General features: G+C 38.3%; 18 protein-coding genes. 1 reads left to right on the top strand and 17 read right to left on the bottom strand.

What is annotated here, in order from left to right; translation table 11 throughout:
• Nucleotides 1–2: 2 nt before the first annotated feature.
• The 13 genes from HMPREF2867_RS00555 to HMPREF2867_RS00495 form a co-directional block, all read right to left on the bottom strand.
• Nucleotides 3–587: a cell division protein SepF gene (locus HMPREF2867_RS00555; RefSeq protein WP_038675734.1), complete on the bottom strand. Its 585-nt coding sequence runs from the start codon at nucleotides 585–587 to the stop codon at nucleotides 3–5.
• A gap of 4 nt (nucleotides 588–591) precedes the next feature.
• Nucleotides 592–1,275: a YggS family pyridoxal phosphate-dependent enzyme gene (locus HMPREF2867_RS00550; protein ID WP_014634254.1), complete on the bottom strand. Its 684-nt coding sequence runs from the start codon at nucleotides 1,273–1,275 to the stop codon at nucleotides 592–594.
• Nucleotides 1,276–1,277: 2 nt separating this feature from the next.
• Nucleotides 1,278–2,600, bottom strand: coding sequence for a cell division protein FtsZ (gene ftsZ / locus HMPREF2867_RS00545; protein ID WP_002884133.1), 1,323 nt, complete (start codon nucleotides 2,598–2,600; stop codon nucleotides 1,278–1,280).
• A 28-nt stretch (nucleotides 2,601–2,628) separates the two neighbouring features.
• The gene (gene ftsA / locus HMPREF2867_RS00540) at nucleotides 2,629–4,005 is read right to left on the bottom strand and encodes a cell division protein FtsA (RefSeq protein WP_002890666.1); all 1,377 of its coding nucleotides are present in this window, start codon (nucleotides 4,003–4,005) and stop codon (nucleotides 2,629–2,631) included.
• Between the two features lie 126 nt (nucleotides 4,006–4,131).
• Nucleotides 4,132–5,274 (bottom strand): cell division protein FtsQ/DivIB, encoded by a 1,143-nt coding sequence (locus HMPREF2867_RS00535; RefSeq protein ID WP_070574959.1) that lies wholly within the window; start codon nucleotides 5,272–5,274, stop codon nucleotides 4,132–4,134.
• A 9-nt stretch (nucleotides 5,275–5,283) separates the two neighbouring features.
• Nucleotides 5,284–6,354: a UDP-N-acetylglucosamine--N-acetylmuramyl-(pentapeptide) pyrophosphoryl-undecaprenol N-acetylglucosamine transferase gene (locus tag HMPREF2867_RS00530; RefSeq protein ID WP_049545838.1), complete on the bottom strand. Its 1,071-nt coding sequence runs from the start codon at nucleotides 6,352–6,354 to the stop codon at nucleotides 5,284–5,286.
• Nucleotides 6,355–6,357: 3 nt separating this feature from the next.
• Nucleotides 6,358–7,710, bottom strand: a complete 1,353-nt coding sequence (gene murD, locus HMPREF2867_RS00525; protein WP_070574956.1) for a UDP-N-acetylmuramoyl-L-alanine--D-glutamate ligase — start codon at nucleotides 7,708–7,710, stop codon at nucleotides 6,358–6,360.
• Nucleotides 7,711–7,837: 127 nt separating this feature from the next.
• Nucleotides 7,838–8,107, bottom strand: coding sequence for a DUF3165 family protein (locus HMPREF2867_RS00520; RefSeq protein ID WP_002890660.1), 270 nt, complete (start codon nucleotides 8,105–8,107; stop codon nucleotides 7,838–7,840).
• Between the two features lie 19 nt (nucleotides 8,108–8,126).
• Entirely contained in the window at nucleotides 8,127–9,977 is a 1,851-nt protein-coding gene (gene typA / locus HMPREF2867_RS00515) for a translational GTPase TypA (protein ID WP_002884130.1), read from the bottom strand.
• 140 nt (nucleotides 9,978–10,117) lie between these two features.
• The gene (locus tag HMPREF2867_RS00510; RefSeq protein ID WP_037600464.1) at nucleotides 10,118–11,086 is read right to left on the bottom strand and encodes an ROK family glucokinase; all 969 of its coding nucleotides are present in this window, start codon (nucleotides 11,084–11,086) and stop codon (nucleotides 10,118–10,120) included.
• Nucleotides 11,079–11,285: a YqgQ family protein gene (locus HMPREF2867_RS00505; RefSeq protein ID WP_002890657.1), complete on the bottom strand. Its 207-nt coding sequence runs from the start codon at nucleotides 11,283–11,285 to the stop codon at nucleotides 11,079–11,081. The genes HMPREF2867_RS00510 and HMPREF2867_RS00505 overlap by 8 nt, the downstream gene beginning before the upstream one ends.
• Before the next feature lie 107 nt (nucleotides 11,286–11,392).
• Nucleotides 11,393–11,830 carry a Fur family transcriptional regulator gene (locus HMPREF2867_RS00500; protein ID WP_002884117.1) on the bottom strand — a complete coding sequence of 146 codons (438 nt, stop codon included), beginning with the start codon at nucleotides 11,828–11,830 and terminating at the stop codon, nucleotides 11,393–11,395.
• A gap of 88 nt (nucleotides 11,831–11,918) precedes the next feature.
• Nucleotides 11,919–12,440, bottom strand: coding sequence for a Dps family protein (locus HMPREF2867_RS00495; RefSeq protein ID WP_002890656.1), 522 nt, complete (start codon nucleotides 12,438–12,440; stop codon nucleotides 11,919–11,921).
• A gap of 109 nt (nucleotides 12,441–12,549) precedes the next feature.
• Between HMPREF2867_RS00495 and HMPREF2867_RS00490 the strand changes: the two genes are divergently transcribed.
• The gene (locus HMPREF2867_RS00490; protein WP_070574953.1) at nucleotides 12,550–13,206 is read left to right on the top strand and encodes a prepilin peptidase; all 657 of its coding nucleotides are present in this window, start codon (nucleotides 12,550–12,552) and stop codon (nucleotides 13,204–13,206) included.
• Nucleotides 13,207–13,235: 29 nt separating this feature from the next.
• On the opposite strand, the gene HMPREF2867_RS00485 is transcribed toward HMPREF2867_RS00490, so the two are convergent.
• From HMPREF2867_RS00485 to ppc, 4 genes are all read right to left on the bottom strand, one after another.
• Nucleotides 13,236–14,627 carry a serine hydrolase gene (locus tag HMPREF2867_RS00485; protein WP_082757383.1) on the bottom strand — a complete coding sequence of 464 codons (1,392 nt, stop codon included), beginning with the start codon at nucleotides 14,625–14,627 and terminating at the stop codon, nucleotides 13,236–13,238.
• A 98-nt stretch (nucleotides 14,628–14,725) separates the two neighbouring features.
• Nucleotides 14,726–15,331, bottom strand: coding sequence for a superoxide dismutase SodA (sodA, locus tag HMPREF2867_RS00480; protein WP_049545964.1), 606 nt, complete (start codon nucleotides 15,329–15,331; stop codon nucleotides 14,726–14,728).
• A gap of 95 nt (nucleotides 15,332–15,426) precedes the next feature.
• Nucleotides 15,427–16,461 (bottom strand): DNA polymerase III subunit delta, encoded by a 1,035-nt coding sequence (gene holA, locus HMPREF2867_RS00475; protein WP_037597662.1) that lies wholly within the window; start codon nucleotides 16,459–16,461, stop codon nucleotides 15,427–15,429.
• 67 nt (nucleotides 16,462–16,528) lie between these two features.
• Nucleotides 16,529–19,351: a phosphoenolpyruvate carboxylase gene (ppc, locus tag HMPREF2867_RS00470; protein ID WP_002890650.1), complete on the bottom strand. Its 2,823-nt coding sequence runs from the start codon at nucleotides 19,349–19,351 to the stop codon at nucleotides 16,529–16,531.

Raw genomic sequence — 19,351 nt, 5'->3', positions numbered from 1 at the left:
GCTTAACGTCTCTTCATGTCGAAGTCAAAATTAGCTTCTTGGTTGCCATGAGCCAACCCAATCTCTTCGATGTCAACAACGACATTAATTGGCGTAAGCAAATACATTGAAGAGCCAACTTTTTGCAAGTTGCCTGTAAGTACCTTGCTAGCACCATCAATAAAGTCAAGACAACGACGAGCTTGCGCTTCCAACATATATTGAAAATCGATTAAAACACATTCGTTTTCAATCAATAGTTCTACAATTTCCTGAGCATCTTCATACTTTTTAGGATATTTAATTGCAATTGTTGTTTTAGTTGTATTCATCTGTTGTGGTCCCTGATTTGCTTGTGAACGACTCAGAGGTAAACTACGAAGGACTTGAGTTTCCTGTAAGTCTGAATGAACATGTTGGCGACGAGGAGGGACTGTTGCCTGAGAACGCTCAGGTTGACGTTGCTGACGAGGAGGTGGTGTCTGCACAGGTTTCTGTGCTTTCACTGGACGTTCTTTAGCCTCTTCTTTAGCAGCATCTTCATAATCTGTTACTTCGTCGGTATCAAAATATGAAACAATTTTATCAATTGCGTCTTTTAATGCCATAAGGTTATTCTCCGTTCTCTTTAAAGAATGCACTGCCTATTCTGACAAAGGTTGATCCATTCTGAATAGCCATGTCATAGTCTCGACTCATCCCCATGCTTAACTGATCACAAGGAACATTCTTTAGTTTTTTCTCTTGAATTGATTGTCTAAGTTCATTTGTCTCAGCAAAAATCTTATCAAGTTCTTGAGCATCTGCATCAATTGGAGCCATAGTCATGAGTCCAACTATACAAATCTTATCAAGATTTTCAATTTGTTTTAGAACAGTATCAAGTTCTTCAGGTGAAAAACCATGTTTTGACTCTTCACCTGAAACGTTAACTTGTAGGAAGCAATTAATGGTGTGGTCGGCACGCTTTTGAATTTCCTCTGCCAATTTAACAGAATCCAAAGCATGAAAATAATCAACTAAATTAATAACATCCTTTACTTTACGACGTTGCAGGGTACCAATAAGGTGCCAAGTCAAATCATAATTTTTTAAAGCTTGATACTTATCTAAGAATTTATCAACGCGATTTTCAGCAATGTGCTTGATTCCCGTTTTAACCAATTCTTCAGCGACATCACTTGAAACATATTTGGTTACGGCAACAATATTGACGTCATCGCTAGAGCGATTAGCCTTTTCACAAGCTCTTTTTACCGCTTGATAAACATTATTTTTATTCTCTTCTATAGTCATTATTAACGATTTTTAAAGAATGGTGGTGTCTCCAATTCATCATCATCTTCAACATCACTTGAGAATGTAGACATAGTCAATTGACTATCTAGTTGACCAGTTTCAGGACGAGAAATATTATCACGTCTCAAATCCCAATTACCAAAAGCTGACTGCTCTTGTTGAGGAGCTGCCGCTGCAGGACGAACTCCTGCTTGAGGCATTGAAGGTGTTTCATTATAGTCAAAATTTGGTTGACGTTCAAATGAAGGTTGAGAAACTGGACGTTGCTCTTCTTGAACAACTTGTTGAGCAGGAGCTGATGGTTGTGAAGGAGCTGTAGTCACTTTACGTGGCTGAGCTTTCATACCAGATACTTTTTCAGCACGATCTTGACGAACTCCAGTTGCAACAACAGTTACACGGATTTCATCTTTCAATGTATCATCGATTGATGTACCAAGCCAAATGTTAACACCGCTACCAGCTGCTTGACCAACAATTTCAGATGCTTCTTCTGCTTCTGTAAGCGTCATATCAAGACCACCAGTTACGTTAACGATAACATCTTCTGCACCATCAATAGTAGTTTCAAGAAGTGGTGAATAGATTGCTTTGCGTGCAGCTTCAACAATACGTTCTTCACCAGACCCAATACCGATACCCATAAGTGCATTACCTTTATTGGCCATAACTGTTTTCACATCGGCAAAGTCGAGGTTAATCAAACCTGGGTTAGTGATAAGGTCAGTAATACCTTGAACCCCTTGACGAAGAACATTATCTGCTTCACTAAGAGCTTCAAGAAGAGGTGTTTTCTTATCAACGATTTCAAGAAGGTTATTGTTAGAGATAATAAGAAGGGTATCAACTTGCTCACGCAACTCTTGAATTCCTTCGACAGCAAAGGCACCACGTTTGTTACCTTCAAATCCAAATGGACGTGTCACAACTGCAACTGTCAATGCACCCAAACTTTTCGCAATACGTGCAATAACTGGTGCTGCCCCTGTACCAGAGCCACCACCCATACCAGCAGTGATAAAGACCATATCAGCTCCTGTAAGTGCTTCTGTAAGTGTTTCTTCACTTTCTTCAGCTGCCTTACGACCAACTTCAGGTTGACCTCCGGCACCAAGACCACGAGTCAATTTAGGACCCAATTGGATTACTGTTTCTGCTTTAGAAGAACTGAGTGCTTGAATATCAGTATTAGCTGCAATAAATTCAACACCAGCAAGACCTTCTTCAATCATTCGGTTGATAGCGTTTCCGCCACCTCCACCGACACCGATAACTTTAATTACCGCACCTTGAACTGATGCGCTATCAAATGAAAAACTCATTTTATTTCCTCGCTTTTACTAGATTCAATTAATCAAACATACTGCCGAAAATTCCACGAACACGATCACCAAGTTTTTGTTTTTGTTCATGATTTTCTTCTTCAACTGGCAGAGGTACCTCAATAGTGTTCTCAACAGGAATAGGATTTGGTTGAGGAGCCACTCGAGGTGCTGGAGCAGGAGTTCTATCAAAACTCAAGGAAGGAGTCTCATTGTCGATTGGTTTACGACGAAGATACTCTTCACCAGACACAGCCTGTTGCGCGATGATGTCAACTTCTGTAAGAAGACCAACATACTCAACAAGACTAATCACATTTGCAAACATTGGATTACGGATACCAACTTGGTTTGGCACGTAAAGTTTAACATTTGTTTCAAAAATCTCTTGAGCAACTTCAACCACACCTGGCATGATAGCTGTTCCACCTACAAGGACAATGCCACCAGGTAAATCAAGTAGACGTCCTCGAGTCAAGTCTTGTTTAACTCTATCAAGGATATGCTTCACACGAGCTGAGATAATCTCAGCAAGGTATTTTTCTGTAATTTCAACAGGTGAATTCTCACCTACAACCTCTACTTGGACAGTTTCTGTTTCGCTTGCTTCTTCAATATCTGCATTACCAAAATTGAACTTAAGCGCTTCAGCAATCTGCATTGAAGTCTTCAAAACTTTTGAAATATCCTTAGTGATGTACTCGCCACCTTCAGAATAAATATTGGTAAATTGAAGTTCTTGAGCACGCATACTTGCAACAGTTGTTTGACCGCCACCCATATCAATAACAGTAGCACCAAACTCACGTTCACCTTCATTCAGAACAGCACGTGTCATTGCAAGAGGAGAGATGATAATATTCTCTACTTGAATACCAGCACGTTCAACTGTCTTACGAAGGTTGTGAAGAATTGTTGTTGGTCCTGTATAAATGAGACCTCTCATTTCAAGACGAATCCCCATCATTCCACGAGGATCACGAATTCCTTGGAAGCCATCAACAATAAACTCTTCAGGAACTAGTGAGATAACCTCACGCTCAGGTGTAATGCTCTTTGTCAAGGCTGAGCGAACAACACTTTCAACATCTTCATCTTTGATTTCTTTTGATTCACTTGTTACAGGAATCATACCTTGTGTAGGCTCAATTTGAAGAAGATTAGCTGGAAGCCCAACGTTCACTTGCTCAATAACAATCCCAGCTTTTTCCTCTGCTTGTTCAATAGCTGTTTTGATTGTTTTCGCTGCAGCGTCAATGTCAACAATGATGCCATCTTTCACACCAGAACTCTTAACATTACTTACCCCGATGACATTCATTGATCCATCAATAAACTCAGCAACAAGAACCTTAATCGAGCTAGTTCCTATATCTAATCCTGTAAAAAAGCCATCTCTAGCCATTCACTCGACCTCTCAATCTTTCCATTCAATATCTTTGTAAACTGTATAAAAACAGAATTATTCGGATACTATTGTACCATAAAAAAACGTAAAATGTCAGCATTTTACGTTTTTTATTATTCAATATTAGCCTTGAGCAGGGGAAGGACGAAGAGTTGTTTCTTGACCAACAGTTGGATTTTCCTGTCCTTGAATACCCGGATTTTCAGAATTAGACCCTTCTTCAGAATGCTGTTCAGTTGATGTTGTAGTATCTTGATCTTCTTCAGAAGTTGTATTTTCTTCCTTTTTATCAGTCTTATCTTTGTCTTTCTTTTTATCCCCATCAGTTTTTGATGATTCAACCTCAGGAGTCGTTGTATAAAGTCCAACTTCCATATCAACAATACTTCCATCTGAAAGTTGGCTCTTAATTTTCTCGTAGTAAGGGAGCTTAACCGTTAATTGAGAAAGAGGAACACGAATGGAATTGCCATCATACAGCTCAATTGTTAATAAATCTGAAGTTGCTTTAGTTGGCGTAAGATTAATAATTTGAATATTATTCTTGATTTTTGAATCAAGTTTATTTAATTCTTTTACTAAATCTTCGATTTTCTTCTCGTCATCCATCTTTAAAGTGATGAATTTATCAGGTAGATTGCTAGTTGAAACCGTTCCTCCTGTCTTACCACTTTCAAGAATAGAAACATAACCATTTGTAGTTTGACGATAAGCAACAATTGGGTATTCTTTTACTGCAATATTAAATTGATTTGGAAAACTATAAGTTACTGTAGCCTTTTTAACCCAAACATTGGTTTTTTCAACAGTTGATGCAACCTTTCCTTGGTTGAAAAAGACATGAGTGATATAGTCTGTATCAAGAATTCCACTTGCAACTTTCACATCTTCTGGTAGAGCATTTTTTGTTCCTGATACAGTGAGAACCTTTTGTTTTGACCAAGGTGAAATAAAGAAAAGTGAAAATACGATTAGGATTGCAGCGATAAAAATAACTAGTCCCGCAAGATTTTGTTGTGCAATTGGAATATTACTACTCGTATTCCCTTTTTTTCGTTTCTTCTTTTTGGTCTTTTTTTTCTTTCTAACCTTCTTTTTCACTGGTGGTTGGCTCTCATTTGAAGTCGCTCCTACTGAATGAACGACCTTTCCATTCGCAAATTCTTCAGAATCTTCGGTTTCTTTTTTTCTCAAAAATTCGAGGTTTCTCTTCTGCCACTCTGTGAGAACTTGTTTTTCTTGTGATTCTTGATCCTTTTTTGCCATGAAATTCCTTTATTTTTTTGAAATACTAGTCACTAATAGGTTATAAAAATCATCAGGAGAAGTAATTTCCTCAGATTTAGCCATAGCTTCTTTGTAAGTCTCTGCATGTTCAACAAGTTGTTCAAGCTCATGATTTAAGGTTTCCCAACTTAACTCTGCTTCCTGTAATTGACGTGCGTAACCTTTTCGTTCAAAATAGGCAGCATTTTCAAGTTGGTCTCCTCGGCTAGCTTCTTTCCCTAAAGGAATAATTAAATGAAGTTTTTTCATAGCTAACAATTCAAAAATCGTATTTGAACCACCACGAGTGACAACTAAATCTGCCGTATCCATAAGAGGTTGATACAAATCTGTCACATAATCAACTCTATAAAGATGACGTTCTAAGGTATTCAATGAAGAGTCCCCAGAAATATTAATGACATTATATTTTTCAGTCAGTTGTGGAGTATTACTAATAAAATCATTAAATACCTTTGCACCAGCTGATCCACCTATGAAAAGGACAGTTTTTAACTTGTCATCAAACTGTACTTTAATCTTATCAAGAGCATCAGACTGATTGGACGTTGCCATCCCTACCTTTGTAATAGCACCTATATGTTTTGTCTTCGCCAATCCTTTAGATTGTTCAAAAGTCGTAAACATAGTAGTCGCAAATTTATAGGCAATCTTATTGGCCAAGCCCATAGAAAGATCAGACTCATGAACATATACAGGAACGCCTAATAACTTAGAAGCAATTACCGGTGGCACTGAGACAAATCCACCTTTTGAAAAGAGTGCTTGAGGACGAATCTTGGCAATAATTGCAATTGACTGTAGAATCCCCCAACCAACTTTAAAGACATCCAACATATTTTGCCATGAGAAATAACGACGTAGTTTACCTGTAGCAATACTATGGAATGTCACATCCAAGCCAGACTTATCAATTTGCTCGTGTTCAATTCCGTGCTTATCACCAATATAGTGCACTTCCCATCCATCTTTTAGAAATTTTGGAATTAAGATAAGATTTAAAGTCACATGTCCAACAGTTCCACCACCGGTAAAAACAATTTTTTTCGCTTTTGCCATAGCCTATCCCTTCAATTGCTCAACAGTTGTGATAAATTCGTCACCACGCACTTCGAAATTCTTGTACATATCCCAGCTTGCATTTGCAGGGCTCAACAAGACAACATCTCCTGCACTGGCTTGATCAAAAGCAATACGTGTCGCATCTGCCACATCTTTGGCATCAAGATAAGTTACTCCCGCTTTATCAGCAGCACGTTTGACACGAGGAGCTGATTCCCCTAAAATCACCATCTTCTTAAGACCAGTAATATCAGGAATGAGTTCATCAAATTCATTACCACGGTCCAAACCACCAGCAATCAAAATAACTTTACTATTATCAAAACCAGAAAGTGCTTTTTGTGTCGCTAAAATATTAGTTGACTTACTATCATTATAGAATTTCACTTCATCGATAGTGTCAACGAATTGGAGACGGTGCTTAACACCACCAAAGCTTGCGAGGGTTTCCTTGATAGCTTGGTTTGAAACACCTGACAATTTTGCTACAGCTATAGTTGCCAAGGCATTTTCAACATTGTGACTACCAGGAACGCCAATCTCATCAGCTTGCATCACTAATTCACCTTTGAAGTAAAGAGCACCATTTTCAAGATAGGCACCATCTACTTTTTCCACTGTTGAGAATGGAACTACTTGTGCCTTAGTTTGTGTAGCTAATTCCTTAGCTAAATCTTGATTGAAGTTCAAAACAACAAAATCATCCACAGTCATTTGATTTTGAATATTCCACTTGGCAGCCACATATGCTTCAAAACTACCATGATAGTCAATATGTGTCGGCATCAAGTTAGTAATCACAGCAATATGTGGATGGAAGCTGTCAATCCCCATCAATTGGAAAGAAGATAATTCCATAACTAAGGTATCTTGATTAGTTACTGACTGTGCAACTTCTGACGCAGGGAAACCAATATTCCCAGACAAGACACCTGATTTACCACCATGATTTAGGACATCAGCAATCATAGTTGTCGTTGTTGTCTTACCATTTGACCCTGTAATACCGATAATAGGTGCTTCAGATACTAGATAGGCCAATTCCACTTCAGTCCAAACAGGAATACCTTTTTCTAGAGCACGAGCTACCATTGGATTGTCATAACGAATTCCAGGATTTTTCACCATTAATTCAAAATTTTCATCCAAAAGTTCAAGAGGATGTTCGCCGCAAACAACCTTAATGCCTTCTTCAAGAAGGGCTTGCGCCGATGGATTCTCCTCAAATGGTTTACCATCATTTACTGTGACAATAGCACCCAACTTAGCCAATAGGCGGGCAGCTGCTTCACCAGATTTAGCCAAGCCAAGGACCAAAACTTTTTTATTTTCAAATTGTGTTACTGATTTCATAATTCGTCCATTCTCTCAAATTGTATCATAATCATTTTACCCTTTATCCCAAGCTATTTCAAGGAGTTACCTCTTCTTGGTAAAAGAAAAAGCCAATCTATCAGACTGACTTTTAATCTCATGCTACTTATTTATCTTCATGCTCAGCTTTTTCATGATTAAGCTCCGACATGGCGAAAAAATCTTTCAAGGTGAAATAGCTCAATACAAGCATTCCAACTGTAACAAAGAACTCACCAGGTAGGCTGAAGAATTTAATGATTGATAGCACTGCTAAAAGTAGGAGCAATGCTAAGGTAGCCATGACAAAGAGAAGATTCATGGTGTTTTTTACCGACTTTGGTGCAATAAAGAAATAGAATGATGCAATCAATACAGCAACAATCAGATAAAACATCTCTTCTCCTCTCTATATATTATTCAGCTTCTGCTGCTTTTTTCTTACGTTTATTGGCTTTATCGCGCTCTGCTTTATTCAAAATTTGTTTACGCAAGCGGATAGATTCAGGCGTTACTTCCATGTATTCATCATCATCCAAGAATTCAAGTGATTCTTCAAGAGTCAAGATACGTGGAGTCTTGATAACAGCCGTTTGGTCCTTAGTTGCTGAACGCACGTTTGTCATTTGTTTTGCTGTAGTGATATTGACACCAAGGTCATTTTCACGAGCATTTTCACCAACAATCATACCTTCATAAACTTCAGTACCTGGGTTAACAAAGATTGTACCACGTTCTTCAATACGCATAATTGAGTAAGTTGTCGCTTTACCTGTATCGATAGAAACGAGGGCACCACGGTGACGTCCACCAATTTCACCAGCAACAACTGGCAAGTATTGGTCGAAGGTATGGTTCATGATACCGTAACCACGTGTCATAGACAAGAATTCAGTAGAGAATCCGATAAGTCCACGAGCTGGTACAAGGAAGATAAGGCGAGTTTGACCGTTACCAACCATTTGCATATCAAGCATGTCACCTTTACGTTCTGAAAGGGCTTGGATGATAGAACCTTGGTACTCTTCTGGAGTATCAATTTGAACACGTTCAAATGGCTCACATTTAACGCCATCAATTTCTTTGATGATAACTTCTGGACGAGACACTTGAAGTTCGTATCCTTCACGACGCATTGTTTCAATAAGGATAGACAAGTGCAATTCACCACGACCTGATACAGTCCATTTATCTGGAGAATCAGTTGGATCAACACGAAGAGAAACGTCTGTTTGCAACTCTGCCAAAAGACGCTCTTCAACCTTACGTGATGTCACGTGTTTACCTTCACGGCCGGCAAATGGTGAGTTATTCGCCAAGAAAGTCATTTGAAGTGTTGGTTCGTCAATACGAAGAACTGGCAATGGTTCAACAGCATCAGTTGGTGTAATTGTTTCACCAACGAAGATGTCTTCCATACCTGAGATGGCAATCAAATCACCAGCTTTTGCTTCTTCAATTTCACGACGTTCCAAACCAAAGAAACCGAAAAGTTTAGTAACACGGAAGTTCTTTGTTGTTCCGTCAAGTTTTGAAAGGGTAACTTGGTCACCAACTTTTACAGTTCCACGGAAGATACGTCCAATACCGATACGACCAACGAAATCATTGTAGTCAAGAAGCGACACTTGGAATTGAAGAGGCTCATCTGAGTTATCTACAGGAGCTGGGATGTGATCAATAATAGTGTCAAAGATTGGAGCCATAGTGTGCTCTTGATCAGCAGGGTTATCTGACAATGATGATGTACCGTTAATCGCTGACGCATACACAACTGGGAATTCCAACTGATCATCATCGGCACCAAGCTCGATGAAGAGTTCAAGAACTTCATCAACAACTTCTTCAGGACGTGCTGATGGTTTATCAATCTTGTTAACAACAACGATAGGTGTCAAGTTTTGCTCAAGTGCTTTTTTCAGCACAAAACGTGTTTGAGGCATTGTACCTTCGTAGGCATCGACAACAAGAACAACCCCATCAACCATTTTCATGATACGTTCAACTTCGCCGCCGAAGTCCGCGTGACCTGGTGTATCCATGATGTTGATACGTGTACCGTTATAAGCAACGGCTGTATTTTTGGCAAGAATTGTAATTCCACGTTCTTTTTCAAGATCGTTTGAGTCCATTGCACGCTCATCAAGCTCTTTACGCTCATCAAGAGTGTGTGATTGTTTCAACAATTCATCAACAAGTGTTGTTTTACCGTGGTCAACGTGGGCAATGATGGCTACGTTACGGATATCTTCTCTAAGTTTAGTCATTTTTTCCTCTTTAATTTTTATTTCAACTTTTAAAGTATACCACATTTTCAACAAAATGGCAGAGCTCAGCTGATTGTAAACGTTTTTCAACAAGAAAAAGGTGCTGTCCACCTATAATTGGTCAGACACACCTTCTGTCATTAGTTATCAATTGTAAGTGCAAGACTAGCAGCTCCAATAATACCAGCATCATTTCCAAGCTCTGCTAATTTCACTTTTGTTGTACGGCGAACTTGTGGGAATGCATAACGTGTAAAGTATCCTTCAACACGGCTACGCAAGAATTCACCAGCTGCTGAAACACCACCACCGATTACAACTGAATCTGGGTTAAGAATGTTTGAAATGTTTGCTGTTGCAAGTCCGAGGTATTGAGAGACTTTATCAACAATGCTATTAGCAAACTTATCACCTTCAGCAGCAGCTACGAAGATATCTTTACTTGTCACTTGCTCACCATTATCTACAGCAGCTTTAATAGAAGAGTTCCCTTCGTATCCTTCTGCCAAATGACGTGCTAAACGTACAACACCTGTTGCTGAAGCTACAGTTTCCAAACACCCCTTGTTTCCGCATGTACATTCAAATCCTGTTTCAGGTTCAACAATAATGTGACCAATTTCACCACCAGCACCGGCAACACCATGAATTAAATTACCATCAGCGATAACACCGCCACCAACACCTGTACCCAATGTTACAAAGACAACATCTGGATTGTTAGCACCAGCACCAACCCAACGTTCCCCCAGTGCAGCCACATTAGCATCATTATCAATAGCGAATGGAATACCAAGTTCTTTTTCAATGACAGAGCCAACTTCTTGAGTTTCTGCCCAGTTCAAGTTAAAAGCACCCGTTACTGTTTTATTTTCACGGTCAACTGCACCTGGAGATCCCATACCAATTCCAATGAAGTCTTCAGCAGTAAGTCCATACATTTCCAAACGGTGTTTCAAAGATTCTACAATGTTAGGAACGATGTGGCGACCATTTTCAAGCGTATTTGTCTCAATAGCCCATTTTTCTTGCACTTCACCTTCCGAAGTCAAAATACCAAACTTAACAGTTGTTCCACCAAGGTCAATTCCTAAGAGTTTTTTAGCCATTTTCTTTCTCCATTTCAATGCGATGTTCACGTCGTAAAATCATTTCAGCAGTAAGATAGTTGTCCTTGTCAACTAAACCATTCTGGTAGAGGGCTTCTAATTCAATCTTCATCATTTCGATATCATAGAGCCTTTTCCCTAGGTAAACCACTATGCCAAACTGTTTCAACAACTGTTGAACGTCATATAAAGTTTTCATAGCAATATTTTAGCAAAAAGCTTCTGCCATGACAAGATAGTTTTGAAAACCTTTACAGATTATTGTATACTTCAAGACTTAAAAAACCTAAGTCATTAAGACTCAGGTTATTGACAGTTTGGGCAAATCCCATGTAATATCATCTGTTCACGAGTAATGCGAAAACCAGTTTGTGATTCTACCTCTTCCTTGAAAGACGGAATTGGTAGGTCTAAGTCGGTAATGTGACCGCATTTTTCACAAACAATATTTAAGTGATCATGTCCCATAAAATCATAATAGGTTGTATTATCATTATTAACCTTAATTTCAGAGACAATCCCTTCTTCAACCAACACCTTCAGGTTGTTATAGACCGTCGCCAAGCTCATCCCAGGATTATCAGGGAGAAGGTCATAATATATCACATCTGCACTAGGGTGTTGATCAGACATCATCAAATAACGAATAACAGCTTTACGAGATTCCGTCAACCGAATTCCCTTAGCTTTTAACTGATTTAGGACATCTTCATAAACGCCTAGACTACGTCGATGCTCAGACATATCGCCGCCCCCCTTCTTCTAAAAGTATTTTACGTTTATTATACACTTTTAGAGGAACTCTTGACAATCATCTTAACTCAAAATCTGATTATTTCAAGCCTGGTGCTTGTCCAAGTTCAGCAGTCAACATCCAGATTGTCTTATCAATTTCAGATTTAGCTGCAGTGAAGATATCATTTGAAGGAGCATCTCCTTCTTCATCTGTGATATCCAAACCAACTTGGAACAATACTGACAAATATTTGTATGTATCAACCAATAATTGAATTTGATCAGACATCGGTTTATCAAATGTGCCAGTAGTTTCAGTCAAGCCTGAGTTAGATGAAAATTCTACCAAAGTTGAGTATGGCTCCCCACCGATAGTAATTAAACGTTCACTAATAACATCAAGATGAGCATTCAAACTATCCATCAATTCATCCATTTTTGGATGAAGATAGAGGAAACCAGGACCACGCATATACCAATGAACTTGGTGAACAATTGAAGCTGCTACAGACAAATCAGCAACTGCTTGATTCAAAACTGCTTTAGTTTTTGTATTTGTTGGAGTTTCAGCTTGTTGGTTAACTGTTTCATTGATTGTTTCTTTAATTGAATCTACCATATTAATTCTCCTTATTTAGAATTACTATTATTTACACTTTTATTTTAGAATATTTCTAAATAATATGCAAGTGAAATGCTTTTTCTCATTCTTTTTCGAATAATTAGGTATGTTAAGCATTATTTATTTTTTTCTAGGAGCCTCTTTAGGCTCATTTATCGGACTAGTTTGTGATCGTTTTCCTGAGAACTCGATTATTATTCCTAGTAGTCACTGTAGCCATTGCAAGCATCAGTTGCGTTTTTCCGAGATGATTCCTATCCTCTCACAACTTTTCTTAAGATCTAGATGTCGTTCATGTCAGTCTCCTATCCCTTTTCGTTACTTCTTTATGGAAATATTTTGTGGGGTGATATGTCTTCTATATTTCTATGACTTTTTAAGTCTGGAAGTAACCTACTTTCTTTACTTCAGCCTTTGTTTATCTATTTTTGATTTGAAACAGAAATCCTATCCACTTCTAATCTGGATAGTTGGAACAGTCCCACTTCTATTCATGGGCAACTATTACCTCACATTTGCCATAGGGATAATCCTCGCTTTCCTTTCTTTTATAAAACATCTAAATATTGGGGAAGGTGATTTTCTCTACTTAGCAAGTGCCTCACTTATTTTCCCATTTTCAAAAATACTTCTAACTATCGAGCTTGCGTGCCTATTAGGACTAGCGTACTTCCTTATACGAAGAAATCTTAAGGAATGTATCGCATTTGTCCCATTTCTTTTTCTAGGGATTGTACTTCTTACCTTTTATTCAATTGTATAGAAAAAAGCCGATAAACTCGGCTTTCTTTATTAGTTCATATTAACACGGTGCCACTCATTAATAACATAAGAGAGCATTCCTAATTGTTGGAGACCCCAACCGCTGATTTCATCTGAATTTTCAGTTGATCCACCAAGATAACGTGTATAGATTGCAACCATATAAGGTGTATCTTCCATAACGATAGCATCAACGTTAAGTGCTTCACGGACATAACCTGGTTTTTGATAAATTGTCAGATTAGGAAGATATGTCTTGTAGTACTCATTAGGGAATGACTCACCAATGTAGTGGAGAATATCCTTGTAATTATCTTGGTGTTTCCAAAGGTAATCCAAAACTTGGATGTAATAATCCGTCGTTGTCTTATTACCATGCATTTGGATAGTTTTCACTTCACCTTTTGATTTACCATATTTATCAAGCATACCATAGAATTTTTCCATACCACCAAGGCGTTCCGCCAAAGCATAGGCTGGAGTATTCTCAGAGTAAACAAGAGAATACTCTTGCATTTCTGGAATAGTCATTGAACCGCCGAAAGCAGCAACATAATTATCATGTTCGCCTTGATACTCATACTCAGTATTAGTAATATCAAAACGTTCAGTTAAAGAAAGTTTACCTTTATTAACTTCATCCATGACAAGCATGTTTAGTGGCAATTTATAAGTTGATCCTGCAGTCATTGGCTGAGTATCATTCATAGAGAATTGCTCATTTGTCTTGGTATTTTTATATGAAAAGGCAATTTGGCTAGACTCGATACCTTGGTCAGCCATAAAAGCTTCAACCACTTGGTTCAATGTCATGTTAGCATAATCATAATACAATCCATTACCATACATGGTATCTGCATCTGCTTCCATGACTGCTTGTTTAGCTTCGGCTGATTTATTAGTTGGAGTTACCTTTTCCTCTTTTTCTTTGTCTTCTTTTTTAGTGACTTTAGAACTAGAGCCGAAGATATTTCCAAGGCTACCGGTGTGACCAGCTTGTTTACCACGTCCTGCTAAAGCAAGCATGGCAACAAACAAAAGTATTACCAGAACACCTAGGAAGGCTAAGATAAGATATGCTTTTTTATCATCACGAGATGATTTTGATTTAGATTTCTTAGAGCGTCTACTTCTAAGTGCCAAGGTTTCAGTTTTTGTTTCTTTTTCCTTGTGCTCAACTGGTACTACTGTTTCTTCAGCTACTTTTTTGTCTGCTGATTTTTTAGAAACCTTTTTTGTATCTTTTTTCGCTTCTTTTTTGTTGGCCTTTTTAGCGCCTTTTTTGACATCTTTTTTAGTATCTTTAGTGTCTTTCTTGACGTCTTGTTGAAGGTCTTGTTTTACCGAATCTTTCTTTTTATCTTTAGTTTTTCGGCGACTTCCACTGTACTTCTTGCTTGAATGTTTTTTCTTTTTTTTCATAACAATAATAGTTTAAGCTATAATTCACTAAAAAGCAAGGAGATTTTACAATCATATTACAAAAAAATTATCCTCTTTTATTGAGGATAATTTTAAACTTATTTAGCTGCTGCATAAAGCTCAGCAACTTTATTCCAGTTAATGATTTCAAAGAAAGCTTTGATGTAGTTTGGACGTACGTTACGGTAGTTTAGGTAGTAAGCATGCTCCCAAACATCAAGCGCCAAGATTGGTTTCTTACCGTCTGAGATAGGAGTGTCTTGGTTAGCAGTTGAAACAACTTCAAGTTTACCTTCATCGTTAACAACAAGCCATGCCCAACCTGAACCAAAACGAGTTGTTGCTGCTGCTGTGAAAGCTTCTTGGAAGGCTTCAAATGAGCCGAAAGCTTCGTTAATAGCAGCTGCTACTTCTGCAGTTGGTTCTTGTTTTTCAGGAGACAAGAGTTCCCAGAAAAGTGCGTGGTTAAGGTGTCCACCACCATTGTTAATAAGTGCTTGACGGATATCTGCTGGAATTTGTTCCACGTCAGCCAAAAGTGCTTCAAGGTCTTCACCAATTTCTGGGTGTTTTTCAAGAGCAGCATTAGCATTTGCTACATAAGTTGCATGGTGTTTATCGTGGTGAAGAGTCATTGTTTCAGCATCAATGTATGGTTCCAAAGCATCATATGCGTAAGGAAGGTCTGGAAGAATAATTGCCATAGTAAAGGTCCTCTTTTCATTTTTTATTCATTTTACCGCAAAGTGGTAGAGCTTTCAAAAATTTTGCTTACAAAATCATAGAAAACTCTAAATCTCTAGCGGTTTGATAGAATTTTTAAAAGTGCTAAATCAAACAAGTAGTCTTTATCTAAAGTTCCTGTTTTTATCTGGTAATCTGTCTCTACTAAAATCTTAATCGTCATCTTTAAGAATGCTACTGATAAGGGACGGCTATCTCTCAGTGCAAAACGAACCTGAAACTGATTAACTTTACGCCCTAGATAATCTGAGAGACTTGAAACAATTTGCTGCTCACTTTTACCTTGAGCAGATAAAAGTTTAACCTGTAAATAGGTACGAAACTGTCCCAACATAACAGCAATCAACTTAATCTCATCTTCACCCTGCAGCCGTAAATCATGAACCAATTCACGAACGCTCTGAATCTGTCCTCGTATAAGAAGTTGCGTCATATCAAAAATGTTATCTTGCAAACTTTTCGGAATGGCCTCCGCAATGTCCTGTGATGAGATATTCCCTTCAGTTTTATATCCCTTTAGAAAAGCTAAGTTTTTTTGAACATCTGAAAAATCAAAATTCGACTTGATCAAAAGTTCCTCAAAAACTCCTGTATCAAAAGTAAGCCCCTCTTGATGCGCCTGCTTTTGAAAATAGGTTCTAAGTTCTGCATCTTTTAAAGGACTAGCTTCAAGCACCATGGCATCACGTTTGAGAAGTTTGACTAAACGACGCTTTCCATCTAGCTTTCCTGCAGACATTAAGACAAGACGAGTTGTTTCAACAGGAGACTCAAGATAATTTTCAAGACGCTTCAACTCTTTCTCATCCAGATACGACTTTTTAGCAGTAGTCATATCTGCGAAATGATCAAAAATGACCACCTTCTCATCTGCAAAAAAAGGCATACTTTCTAAATCGAGCTCAGCATCTTGATAATCAGTCTCTGACATATCAAAATAAGAATAGGTCAAGTCACTGGGATCGAAACCAATTTGTTTTAAAAATTTTTCTTTAGCTTGACTATACTGCCCTAAATCCTCACCAGCCAAGACAGTTATCATGGGAAGCTTTTCTTTGGACAGCTTTTCAATCGTTTCCATAGCAATCATGGTCCTATTATAACAGAAATTTTCCCATAACAAAAAGCCCACCACTAAAGTGATGAACTTTACTTGATTAACCAGAGTTACGAAGACCTGTTGCAATACCATTGATGGTAATGTGAATAAGGCTAATTTCGTCATCGGTCAAATCATTGTTACGAAGACGTTTAATCAATTCAATTTGGATGTAGTTCAAGACATTGAAGTATGGCAAACGGAAGTCCAAACTTGCTTTAAGTGACGGACTCTCATCTAGGAAGCCATCATGTTTTTCAATCGCAAGAATGACATCTTTAGTCAACTGCCACTCATCCAAAATAATATTGAAGACACTACGAACTTCTTCACTTTCTGCCAATTGTGCATAGTGGAAGGCGATATTCATATCTGATTTTGAAAGCACCATGTCTACGTTTGACAAAAGTGAACGGAAGAATGGCCATGTTTCAAACATATGTTGAAGTTTCTCGAGGTTGCCTTCTTCAGCTTGGATAAAGCGATTAAAGGCAGAACCCACACCATACCAACCTGGGAACATGATACGGTTTTGTGACCATGAGAATACCCAAGGAATCGCACGAAGACCAGAAATTTCAGTAATAGTCTTACGAGCAGCTGGACGAGAACCAATATTCAAACTTGACACTTCTTTGATAGGACTAGCTTCAAAGAAGTAATCGTAGAAATGTTCATTTCCAAAGACAAGGTCACGATAAATAACATTTGAATCGTGAACAATTCCGTCCATAACCTCACGGAAATCAACCAATTCTTCTGGATCGGCAATTTGACGTGTCACCATACGGTCAAGAGCAGCTGAAACAAGCATTTCAAGATTGTAGTAAGCAGCATCCTTGTTGCCATATTTATTACCGATAACCTCACCTTGTTCAGTCAAGCGGATACGGTCTTTGATTGTACCAAATGGTTGAGAAGTAATGGCATCATATGATGGGCCACCACCACGACCAACAGTACCACCACGACCATGGAAGAAGGTAATCTTAATACCACGCTCTTCCCCAATCTTAGTCAATTCATTTTGAGCCTTGTAGAGGGTCCAACCAGATGACAAGTAACCACCATCTTTGTTAGAGTCTGAGTAACCCAACATGATTTCTTGGTAGTTATTGCTATTCTTAATCCAACGTTTAACGATATCATAACCAAGGTATTGTTTCATGATATCATTAGAGTTTTCCAAGTCTTCGATAGTTTCAAAAAGTGGAACGATTTGGACACGCGCACGTTCTGTATCAACCAAGCCAACTTCTTTAAGAAGGATAGCCAACTCAAACATATCAGAAACGCTCTCAGTGTGAGAGATAATATGTTGTTTGATGACATCTTCACCAATATAGTCTTTCAAGAGACGAGCTGTACGGAAGATTGCCAATTCTTTTTCAAGAATTTCTGACTTAGGCACATTAGTTGATGACAAAGTACGAGGATCTTCTTGCAATTCTTTGAGAAGAACCGCAACCTTTTCAACCTCAGTCAATTCACTATAGTTATCAACAATATTAGCAGACTTAAGCAATTCTGCCACACAAGTTTCATGAACGCTTGAATCCTGACGCATATCGATTGTAGCAAGATAGAAACCAAAGACTTCTACAGCTTGGAGAAGCTCTTCAAAATCACCTGAAATTAAGACAGCATCGTCGTTTTCAAGAAGTGAATTTTTGATTGCCAAAAGATCATCATGGAAATCCTCAGCTGTTTCATAAAATTCAGTCGTTTGTTGTGAGACAGCTTGAAGACTTTGGCTGAGACGTTGTTGCACGTAATCAGCTACTACTTCACCCGTTGAAGCTGAGCCTAGACGAACATTTTCAGAAAGACGTTTGGCAACTCTTTCCTTGCTAAAGTTTCCTTCTTTAAAGAAAAGAAGTGTCTGAATCAACTTAGACTGGATGTAACTGAAAGCACGACGGTAAGGTTCATTTTCACGATAAACAGATGTATCCGGAGAATGTTTCGCCATCTCTGCTACTGTATCTGAAACCTCAGTCAAGCGTGATGAGAGGGAGAATGAACGGTAAAGATTATCAACTTTTTCGATATAGTAATTGAGGATAACTTCACTTTGTACTGTTGCAGAAAGTTTAAGAGTTTCTGCTGTTACAAATGGGTTCCCGTCACGGTCACCACCAATCCACATCCCCATAGTAATAGGTGTTGGATTGTCAAGTTTGATACCTTTTTCAACCGCTAAACGTTTGAATTCATGCGATAAGTTCGTAATCGCCTTAATCAATGAGGAGTTATAATACTCCATAACGTTAGTGATTTCGTTTTTAACCTTAAGTTTTTTCTCACGAATGATATCTGTTTGCATCATAATTTCTACATAACGACGCAAATCCGCATACCATTTATCCTTGTTGATAAGACCAGCCTTAACATCACGATGCTTACGGAGAAGTTCGTGAATGTGGTTAGTCAATTCAAGCATGGTTTTACGTTGAACCTGAGTTGGGTGGGCTGTCAATACTGGCACGACATTGACATGTTCAAGAATGTCACGTGCATTTTCACTTTCAGCGACAACATCAAAGGTTTCAGACAACTTACCTAGATAAGATTCATCAATATTGTTCTTGTGGTTGACTTCATAAGCCAAATCCACGTCTTCAGAGATATTAATCAAAAGAGGTAACAAAGAGAAATAACGTGATGCAACGACCATATCGTCATTTGTCATTTCTGAAATGGCTTGTGTAAGGGCCACATAGTCACCTTCATCATAAAGTTCAACCAAATGTTGGATAGTTGTGAGACCTTGCTCTCCAGCCATGCCTCGTGTTGCATCATCCAACAATTCTTTCAAGATACCAACTTCTTCAGAGATGATTTCCTGGTTGTTACTGCTTTCCAATTTATTAAAAGCCAA

This window comes from Streptococcus sp. HMSC064H09, from assembly GCF_001812625.1.
Taxonomy (GTDB): domain Bacteria; phylum Bacillota; class Bacilli; order Lactobacillales; family Streptococcaceae; genus Streptococcus.
The sequence above is the reverse complement of the archived record's forward strand: the minus strand, read 5'-3'. Positions and strand labels throughout refer to the sequence as shown.

What these genes read in the sequence shown, in the direction of transcription:
- HMPREF2867_RS00555 (WP_038675734.1), bottom strand. Translation starts at nt 587, where the DNA reads ATGGCATTAAAAGACGCAATTGATAAAATTGTTTCATATTTTGATACC.
- HMPREF2867_RS00550 (WP_014634254.1), bottom strand. Translation starts at nt 1,275, where the DNA reads ATGACTATAGAAGAGAATAAAAATAATGTTTATCAAGCGGTAAAAAGA.
- ftsZ (WP_002884133.1), bottom strand. Translation starts at nt 2,600, where the DNA reads ATGAGTTTTTCATTTGATAGCGCATCAGTTCAAGGTGCGGTAATTAAA.
- ftsA (WP_002890666.1), bottom strand. Translation starts at nt 4,005, where the DNA reads ATGGCTAGAGATGGCTTTTTTACAGGATTAGATATAGGAACTAGCTCG.
- HMPREF2867_RS00535 (WP_070574959.1), bottom strand. Translation starts at nt 5,274, where the DNA reads ATGGCAAAAAAGGATCAAGAATCACAAGAAAAACAAGTTCTCACAGAG.
- HMPREF2867_RS00530 (WP_049545838.1), bottom strand. Translation starts at nt 6,354, where the DNA reads ATGGCAAAAGCGAAAAAAATTGTTTTTACCGGTGGTGGAACTGTTGGA.
- murD (WP_070574956.1), bottom strand. Translation starts at nt 7,710, where the DNA reads ATGAAATCAGTAACACAATTTGAAAATAAAAAAGTTTTGGTCCTTGGC.
- HMPREF2867_RS00520 (WP_002890660.1), bottom strand. Translation starts at nt 8,107, where the DNA reads ATGTTTTATCTGATTGTTGCTGTATTGATTGCATCATTCTATTTCTTT.
- typA (WP_002884130.1), bottom strand. Translation starts at nt 9,977, where the DNA reads ATGACTAAACTTAGAGAAGATATCCGTAACGTAGCCATCATTGCCCAC.
- HMPREF2867_RS00510 (WP_037600464.1), bottom strand. Translation starts at nt 11,086, where the DNA reads ATGGCTAAAAAACTCTTAGGAATTGACCTTGGTGGAACAACTGTTAAG.
- HMPREF2867_RS00505 (WP_002890657.1), bottom strand. Translation starts at nt 11,285, where the DNA reads ATGAAAACTTTATATGACGTTCAACAGTTGTTGAAACAGTTTGGCATA.
- HMPREF2867_RS00500 (WP_002884117.1), bottom strand. Translation starts at nt 11,830, where the DNA reads ATGTCTGAGCATCGACGTAGTCTAGGCGTTTATGAAGATGTCCTAAAT.
- HMPREF2867_RS00495 (WP_002890656.1), bottom strand. Translation starts at nt 12,440, where the DNA reads ATGGTAGATTCAATTAAAGAAACAATCAATGAAACAGTTAACCAACAA.
- HMPREF2867_RS00490 (WP_070574953.1), top strand. Translation starts at nt 12,550, where the DNA reads ATGTTAAGCATTATTTATTTTTTTCTAGGAGCCTCTTTAGGCTCATTT.
- HMPREF2867_RS00485 (WP_082757383.1), bottom strand. Translation starts at nt 14,627, where the DNA reads ATGAAAAAAAAGAAAAAACATTCAAGCAAGAAGTACAGTGGAAGTCGC.
- sodA (WP_049545964.1), bottom strand. Translation starts at nt 15,331, where the DNA reads ATGGCAATTATTCTTCCAGACCTTCCTTACGCATATGATGCTTTGGAA.
- holA (WP_037597662.1), bottom strand. Translation starts at nt 16,461, where the DNA reads ATGATTGCTATGGAAACGATTGAAAAGCTGTCCAAAGAAAAGCTTCCC.